Source organism: Empedobacter sp. UBA7611, assembly GCF_002484365.1.
GTDB classification, from domain to species: Bacteria; Bacteroidota; Bacteroidia; order Flavobacteriales; family Weeksellaceae; genus Empedobacter; species Empedobacter falsenii_B.
This window is the reverse complement of sequence record NZ_DLJR01000073.1, coordinates 1-7,756: the sequence shown is the minus strand read 5'-3', so window position 1 is coordinate 7,756 and position 7,756 is coordinate 1. Positions and strand designations below refer to the sequence as shown.

General features: G+C 32.1%; 8 protein-coding genes. 4 read left to right on the top strand and 4 right to left on the bottom strand.

Translation table 11 applies throughout. The annotated features are described in order from the left end of the window. The coding region (locus tag B3R94_RS12785; RefSeq protein ID WP_291101285.1) for a tetratricopeptide repeat protein at positions 1-734 on the bottom strand (734 nt) is incomplete at its 3' end. Positions 735-830: 96 nt separating this feature from the next. On the opposite strand from B3R94_RS12785, the gene B3R94_RS12780 reads away from it, so the two are divergent. From B3R94_RS12780 to B3R94_RS12765, 4 genes are read left to right on the top strand one after another with little or no spacing between them, the layout of a single operon-like run. Continuing rightward, positions 831-1,400, top strand: a complete 570-nt coding sequence (locus B3R94_RS12780; protein ID WP_280062044.1) for a DUF4199 domain-containing protein — start codon at positions 831-833, stop codon at positions 1,398-1,400. Positions 1,401-1,403: 3 nt separating this feature from the next. After that, the gene (locus tag B3R94_RS12775) at positions 1,404-2,366 is read left to right on the top strand and encodes a glycosyltransferase family 2 protein (protein ID WP_038335424.1); all 963 of its coding nucleotides are present in this window, start codon (positions 1,404-1,406) and stop codon (positions 2,364-2,366) included. A gap of 17 nt (positions 2,367-2,383) precedes the next feature. Next, positions 2,384-3,088 (top strand): GIN domain-containing protein, encoded by a 705-nt coding sequence (locus B3R94_RS12770; RefSeq protein WP_038335428.1) that lies wholly within the window; start codon positions 2,384-2,386, stop codon positions 3,086-3,088. A 9-nt stretch (positions 3,089-3,097) separates the two neighbouring features. Beyond that, the gene (locus B3R94_RS12765; RefSeq protein WP_038335430.1) at positions 3,098-4,813 is read left to right on the top strand and encodes a phospho-sugar mutase; all 1,716 of its coding nucleotides are present in this window, start codon (positions 3,098-3,100) and stop codon (positions 4,811-4,813) included. Positions 4,814-4,895: 82 nt separating this feature from the next. Here the strand turns inward: B3R94_RS12765 and B3R94_RS12760 are convergent, their stop codons facing one another. The 3 genes from B3R94_RS12760 to B3R94_RS12750 all read right to left on the bottom strand — a co-directional run. Beyond that, the gene (locus tag B3R94_RS12760) at positions 4,896-5,993 is read right to left on the bottom strand and encodes an inorganic phosphate transporter (protein ID WP_038335433.1); all 1,098 of its coding nucleotides are present in this window, start codon (positions 5,991-5,993) and stop codon (positions 4,896-4,898) included. 114 nt (positions 5,994-6,107) lie between these two features. Then, positions 6,108-7,214, bottom strand: coding sequence for an inorganic phosphate transporter (locus B3R94_RS12755; RefSeq protein WP_291101276.1), 1,107 nt, complete (start codon positions 7,212-7,214; stop codon positions 6,108-6,110). Between the two features lie 22 nt (positions 7,215-7,236). Continuing rightward, positions 7,237-7,756 (bottom strand): DUF47 domain-containing protein (locus tag B3R94_RS12750; RefSeq protein ID WP_291101273.1); only part of this gene is annotated, 520 nt, incomplete at its 5' end.

Below are 7,756 nucleotides of genomic sequence, written 5' to 3'. Positions count from 1 at the left end.
TTGTCATAGAAATCAGAATGATTAATCTTTTTTGCATACAATAATCCTTTTTGATAATATGAAACAGCTTCTGTGTTGGATCTTTTATCAAAATAATATTCGCCCAATAATAGATAAATCCTTGCTTTGAAATAATTTCCTATATTTTGTTTACGTTCCAGTTGAGATAATAAATGAAACGCTTTGTTATAAAGATGATTTTTTAAATATATTTTTGATAATGTTATTTGTTCTTCAATATTTAATGATTTTTTTTCGGTTAATATTTTAAGTGCATTAGAATAATCGCCTTTATAAAAATATTGATTGGCTAGTAAGATCGAATTTTCGTCAGATGAATTGTTTAGTAAATATTTTTCAGAAAAGTCGAGCAAATTGTATCGTTGATAAATTTTATTTAAAACAAATTCGGATTCTTTAATTAATTCTGTGTTGTTTTCTATAATCGCTTCTGTGTTTGCTTTTGCTGCATTATCAAGCGCTTCGTTATATTTGCCTCCAAAATAATTTGCATTAGCTAATAAAATATAAGCTTCGATTAATTCTGATTTATCAGTAGAATTTCGGACAAAATATTCGGCAAAAGTTTTTGTTTCATCAGGATTATTGTACAAGCTAGAGTTGTAATCTTTCAAATATTTTTGCAAGAGTAATTCTTGCGCATTTGTAACTTGGCATACAAAGCTTAAAAACACTAATGTAAATGCGTAAAATCGGCTAAAAAATAAATTCATTTCCTAACAAAAATAAATTTTTTATCAATACAAATTCCTTTTTAAATCATATAAAATAATGTATTATAGAATAAAGGATATAATTATCTTTGCAGAATGGTTAGTTTTAATAAAATTTTCAAAAACTCTTTGGTGCTTGCAGCAATTACATTAGCATTGTTTTTCGCACTTTACTTTTATTTTTCGTTAAACGGAACAGTTTCTGTAAAAGATTATTACACTTACAGCTTTATGATTTGCTGTTTTATTGTATTACCTTTATATGCATTATATTGTTTCTTGACAATTTTCAATTTATCGAAAAATAAAGCAAAAAATCATCAAACTTCAGAAGAATTAATGACTTTCAAAGAAGGTTTCAAAGTTGGTTTCTACACGATTTTCTTTGCAGGAATCATGAGTTTGATTGTTATTTTTGTATTCTTCAATACTTATGGAGAATGGGCACAAGATAGTTTGAAACAAGGGTTATTAGATACTTTCACGTCTAATATGTCTGATCCAAAAGTCGCAAAAGATATCGAAACATTTAGAAATTCGGATGATTATAAAACACTTAATTTATTTACTGTGAAAAACTTCTTCGGATTATTCTCAATTTTCTTATCTTTCTACATCGCAATTGCAGCGATGTTTTCACAATTCTTAAAAAAACGTGTTTTTTAACATATGGATATTTCAGTTGTTGTTCCTTTATTGAACGAACAAGATTCCTTAGAGGAATTATTCTACAGAATCAAAAAAGTCTGTGAACAGAATGATTTTACATTCGAAGTTATTTTCGTTGATGACGGAAGTACAGATGATTCGTGGCAAATTATCGAATATATTGCCAACTTCAATACAGAAGTGAAAGGAATTAAATTCCGTAAAAATTATGGTAAATCTCCAGCACTTAGCGCAGCTTTCAAAGAAGTGAAAGGTGATGTTGTGATTACGATGGATGCAGATTTACAAGATTTTCCTGAGGAAATTCCGTCGTTATACAAAATGCTGAAAAACCAAAAAGCAGATATTGTTTCGGGTTGGAAAGAAAATCGTCAAGATAATAAATTGACAAAAAATCTTCCTTCGAAATTATTCAATGGTGTTGCACGTAAAACGTCTGGTGTAAAATTGCACGATTTTAATTGTGGTTTGAAAGCTTATCGTTGGGAAGTAACGCAAAATATCGAATTGTATGGAGATATGCACCGTTATATTCCTGTTTTAGCTAAAAATGCTGGATATTCGAGAATTATAGAGAAAAAAGTAAAACATCAAGCGCGTAAATATGGTGTGTCAAAATTTGGAGCAAATCGTTTTGTAAATGGTTTCTTAGACTTGATTACACTTTTCTTTGCATCAAGATTTGGGAATAAACCAATGCATATTTTCGGTTTATTAGGAACATTGATGTTTATTTTAGGATTTTTCGCTTCATTTTATTTAGGAATCGAGAAATTGTATAAAGTTTATATTTCGCATACATCAGCTAGATTAATTACAGATAGTCCTTATTTTTATATCTCGTTAGTTTTTATGATTTTGGGAACGCAATTATTTTTGGCGGGATTTTTGGGCGAGTTAATTGTTCGTAATAATCGTGAAAAACAATTGTATTTAGTTCAAAAAGAATTGAATTTAAACTAATCAAATAACCAACTACTATGAAGAAAATAATTTTATTAGGATTTTTAGGTTTAGTTGCAACTTCGTGTTCATCATCAATTGATGGAGAAGGTGCTGCAACGGCTCAAAAAGAATATACAGCTGATAATATCAAAGATTTGAGCGTTTCGTGTAACTGTAATGTTATTTTGGTTCCGGGAAATAAATCTGGAGTTAAAGTAGAATCGCATCAAAATATTATTGATAATTTAGAAGTTGAAGCAAAAAATAATGCGGTTACAATCAAAGAAAAATCAAATGTAGATCATTATAGTGCCTATGATTTGTATGTTTATGTGACGCGTGATTTAGAAAAAATCGATGTGAATAAACAAACTTCTTTGACAACTTCTGGAACATTAAATGTGGATGAATTGACAATGTCTGCAAAAGATCAAGCGCGAATTAATCAAACTTTTTTGATTACAAACAACTTTGATTTGAAAGCAGATGATCAATCTAATATTATGTTAGAAGGAACTGCTGGAACTATGAAAGTGAAAGCTTATGGCGAAGCACAATTGAATTTGTTCAAATACGAAGTTAACGAAGCTAATTTCACAACAGATGATAACGCTTTGTTAGATATCAATGCGCGCCAAACGCTTTATGGTTCTGCAAAAGGAAACTCAATCGTTAATTTTATGGGCGATCCAAATAAGGATACAAAAATTGCCGACCGTGCCCAAGTACTAAAAAAATAAAAAATAAGAATGACTTCAAGTTTAGATAATGCTAAATTATGGCTTTCTGACGCTTATGATGCGGAAACAAGAAAGGCTGTTCAAGATTTAATTGATAATAATCCAACCGAATTAGACGATTCTTTTTATAAAAACCTTGAGTTTGGAACAGGAGGAATGCGTGGTATAATGGGAGTTGGAACAAATCGTTTAAACAAATATACACTTGGTGCAGCAACACAAGGTTTAGCAAATTATATCAATCAACAATTTCCGAATAAAGAGAAAAAAGTTGCGATTGCTTACGATGTTCGCCACAATTCGGATACGTTTGCAAAAATGGTTGCAGATGTATTGACCGCGAATGGAATCAATGTTTATTTGTTCGAATCTTTTCGTCCAACACCAGAATTGTCTTTTACAGTTCGTCATTTAGGTTGTGATGCTGGAATTGTGTTGACAGCTTCTCATAATCCTCCAATTTACAATGGTTACAAAGTTTATTGGAATGATGGAGCGCAAATTGTTCCGCCTCAAGATGGAGAAATTATCAACGAAGTAAATAATGTAAAAGTTGAAGAAATCAAATTTCAAGGTAACGATACATTGTTGACATATATCGGAAAAGAAATTGATGAAGCTTTCATTGATGCGTGTGTAGCGAACGGAAGTTTTACGCAAGAAGGTAAAAAAGATATCAAAATAGTTTTCACTTCTATTCACGGAACTTCGGTTGCAATTACGCCAAAAGCTTTTGAAAAAGCTGGTTTTACTCAAGTTCATCAAGTTGCTGAACAAGCTATTCCAAGTGGAGATTTCCCAACAGTAAAATCGCCAAATCCGGAAGAACCAGAAGCGTTAACTATGGCTGTTGCTTTAGCGAATGAAATTGGTGCTGATGTTGTTATTGGAACAGATCCTGATGCGGATCGTGTAGGTGTTGCAACGCGTAACAATGAAGGCGAAATTATTTTATTAAATGGTAACCAAATGAATACTGTTTTGGCTTATTATTTATTAGAAAAATGGCAAGAAGCAGGTAAATTAGTAGGAAAAGAATTTATCGGTTCGACAATTGTAACGTCTGATATTTTCTATGATATTGCAGCTAAATTCAATGTGGATTGTAAAGTTGGATTAACAGGTTTCAAATGGATTGCTGATATGATTCGTAAATTCGAAGGCAAAGAAAGTTTTGTTGGAGGAGGAGAAGAATCGTTCGGATTTATGGTTGGAGATTTTATCCGCGATAAAGATTCGGTTACAACAGCTTTATTGGTTTCTGAAATTGCTGCTGTACAAAAAGCGAAAGGAAGTTCTCTGTACAATAAATTAACAGAAATCTATCTTGAAATCGGGAAAGCATATCAAGAAGATTTAATTAGTATTGTAAAACCTGGAAAAGAAGGTGCAGAGTTGATTGCTAAAATGATGGTGGAATTTAGATCAAATCCTCCAAAAGAATTAGCAGGATCTAAAGTTGTTCGTGTAAAAGATTTTCAATCTTCTATTGACAAAGATTTAATTTCTGGTGAAGAAAAAGCAATTGAGATACCAAAGTCAAATGTATTGATTTTCTATACAGAGGATGGAAGTAAAGTTGCTTGTCGTCCTTCTGGAACAGAACCAAAGATTAAATATTATTTCTCTGTAAATGCTCCACTTTCTAACAAAAAAGATTATCCAGCTGTTCAACAAGCGTTGTTAGCGAAAATCGATTTGTTGAAAGAAGATTTTAGTAAATAATTATTCAAGAATAAATAATATAATAAATAAAAAATGGCTGTCAATTTTGACAGCCATTTTTTTATATGATTAAATTTTAATGTTAGAAAAACATCGAAAATAGATAATAAAATCCTGTTGCAATAAGTGCAGAAACTGGAATTGTCAAAATCCAAGCCCATAATAAACTAATTGTAACTCCCCAACGAACGGCAGAAACTCTTTTTACCATTCCAACACCAATAATAGATCCTGTGATCACGTGAGTTGTAGAAACTGGCATTTTGATATGTTCAGTAAAAAATAATGTAATAGCTGAAGCTGTTTGAGCAGTGAAACCTTCGATAGGAGTAATTTTTGTAATTTTATTTCCCATCGTTTTTAGGATTTTCATTCCGCCACCTAAAGTTCCTAAAGCAATTGCAGAGAAACACATAATCGGAACCCAATCGTGAATATCAGTACTACTTGTTGTGATGAACCAATGCTTCCAATTGAAAACATCATTCAAAATCCAATCATTCATATCCGTATTAACAATTGCAGTTTGATTAGCAAGTAAAGCAAACGTGATCACTCCCATTACTTTTTGAGAATCATTCAAACCATGACCAATACTCAACATCGCAGAAGAAACTAATTGCAATTTCTTGAACCAAGCATCTGCTTTATGTGGTTTTGCATTTCGACAAAGATTCAGCGTGATGATGTAAATAACATTACCAGCGACTAAACCAATAATTGGTGCAACCAAAATAAAAGCGATAATCGTTAAGATAATCGTACTGTTAATAGCAGAAAAATCATAACCTGTTGCAGCTAATGCACCTCCAGCTAAACCACCAATCAAGGTGTGAGATGAAGAGGAAGGGATTCCTAATTTCCAAGTTAAAATATTCCAAGTGATTGCTGCAGAAAGCGCCGCCATAACAACGATAGATGGATTGGATCCAAATGCGACGACAACATCTTCTTTAATAATTTTTGCGATTGTGTCTGCAACTCCGAATTCTCCAATGATAAATTTAGCAATGAAGAAAGCAACAAAATTGAAGAATGCAGCCCATATAACGGCTTGAATAGGAGTTAAAACCTTTGTAGTAACAACCGTTGCAATAGAGTTTGCGGCATCGTGAAAACCATTTAAGAAATCAAATAAAATGGCTAAGCCGATAATGATAAATAATACAGTTAATTGCATGGCGCAAATTTAAAACTTTATTAAACTTATCATTTATCAATTTCGAAAATTATTTCAAAAATAAAAAAGGAGCTTATAAAAGCTCCTAAATATGAATGATATTGATTGTTATTTTTAAACAAATAATGTTACGATGTAGTAGATTAATGCAGCTAATAATGCTGAGACTGGAATGGTAAGAACCCAAGCCCAAAGTAAACTAATTGTTACTCCCCAACGAACTGCAGATACACGTTTCGTTAAACCTACACCAATAATAGAACCTGTAATTGTATGCGTTGTAGAAACTGGAATTCCGAAATGCTCAGAAATATAAAGCGTCATTGCTCCTGAAGTTTCAGCAACTACACCTTCTAATGGTGTTACTTTTGTAATTTTAGAACCCATTGTTTTGATGATTTTCCATCCACCACCCATTGTACCTAATGCGATAACAACAAACGATGTAATAGGAACCCACATCCAATGCGCTACGAAATATTGGAATTTATCTTCCGCTTGTACATAAGCTGGGTCAAAATCGACATTCATGTGATAGAAGATAACCGCAGCTCCAATAATACCCATTACCTTTTGCGCATCATTCATACCGTGTCCTAAAGAGAAAAGGGCAGAAGAAACTAATTGTAATTTTTTGAACCACCATTCTGCTTTTGCAGGTTTGGCTCTTTTACAAATATGCAGCGTGATGATGGTTAATATCGAGGCGATAATCATACCAATTAATGGCGCTAATACGATAAAGCAAACAATTGGAATTACTTTTTTGTAAACAATTACATCTTCTCCACCGGCAGAAAAACCACCAGCGTGAGCTAATGCTGCTCCAATAAAACCACCAATTAATGTATGAGAAGAAGAAGAGGGAATACCAAACTTCCATGTTAATAAGTTCCAAGAAATTGCAGCGATAATTCCAGCTAAAATAACTTCTAGTGTAATAAAATGCTCGTTAACCGACTTTGCAATAGTGTTACCAATCTTAAATTCTCCAATCCAATAAACTGAAATAAAGTAAGCAGCAAAGTTGAATGCGGCAGCCCAAAGTACAGCTTGAAAAGGCGTTAAAACCTTAGTTGCAACAATTGTAGCAATTGAGTTTGCGGCGTCGTGAAAACCATTAATATAATCAAAAACAAAAGCTAAGACGATAATAGTAATCAATAACATTCCTGGCGTAGACGATAACATGCTCGAAAACGCTGAAAAAAAATCTGTCATAATCTTTTAGATTAAGTTTTGGTTATGAATGTTTTACCGCTACAGCTTCCAATACGTTAGCAACACTTTTACACTTGTCTGTTGCAGATTCTAATGAAGATAAAACCTCCTTATACTTGATGATATTTTTAACATCAGTTTCGTTTTCGAAAATTTCCTGAACTGCTTTATCAAAAATACGATCCGATTTATTTTCTAATTTATTGATTCGTTCACATATTTCGTAAATACGATTTACGTTTCTCAAATCTTTCAATTGCTCAATTCCTTCACCGATTAATTGACAAGCCTCTAAGTTAACAGCTGTAATTTTGCGGATAGATTTTGTAATTTTATCTACTTGATAAATATTGATACGATTCGCTGCTCCATTTAAATTATCTGCAACATAATCGATAGATTTTACTAATTGATAAATATCTTCTCTGTCAAAAGGTGTGATAAAGTTTTTGCTTAACTCTAAATTTGTTTTTTGAGTAAGATATTCAATTTTACTTTCTATTTTAGAAATTTGAGCTATATAATCTTCACGTTCTTCTAAT

Coding starts and splice junctions, on each gene's coding strand:
- B3R94_RS12780 (WP_280062044.1), top strand. CDS start 831: ATGGTTAGTTTTAATAAAATTTTCAAAAACTCTTTGGTGCTTGCAGCA.
- B3R94_RS12775 (WP_038335424.1), top strand. CDS start 1,404: ATGGATATTTCAGTTGTTGTTCCTTTATTGAACGAACAAGATTCCTTA.
- B3R94_RS12770 (WP_038335428.1), top strand. CDS start 2,384: ATGAAGAAAATAATTTTATTAGGATTTTTAGGTTTAGTTGCAACTTCG.
- B3R94_RS12765 (WP_038335430.1), top strand. CDS start 3,098: ATGACTTCAAGTTTAGATAATGCTAAATTATGGCTTTCTGACGCTTAT.
- B3R94_RS12760 (WP_038335433.1), bottom strand. CDS start 5,993: ATGCAATTAACTGTATTATTTATCATTATCGGCTTAGCCATTTTATTT.
- B3R94_RS12755 (WP_291101276.1), bottom strand. CDS start 7,214: ATGACAGATTTTTTTTCAGCGTTTTCGAGCATGTTATCGTCTACGCCA.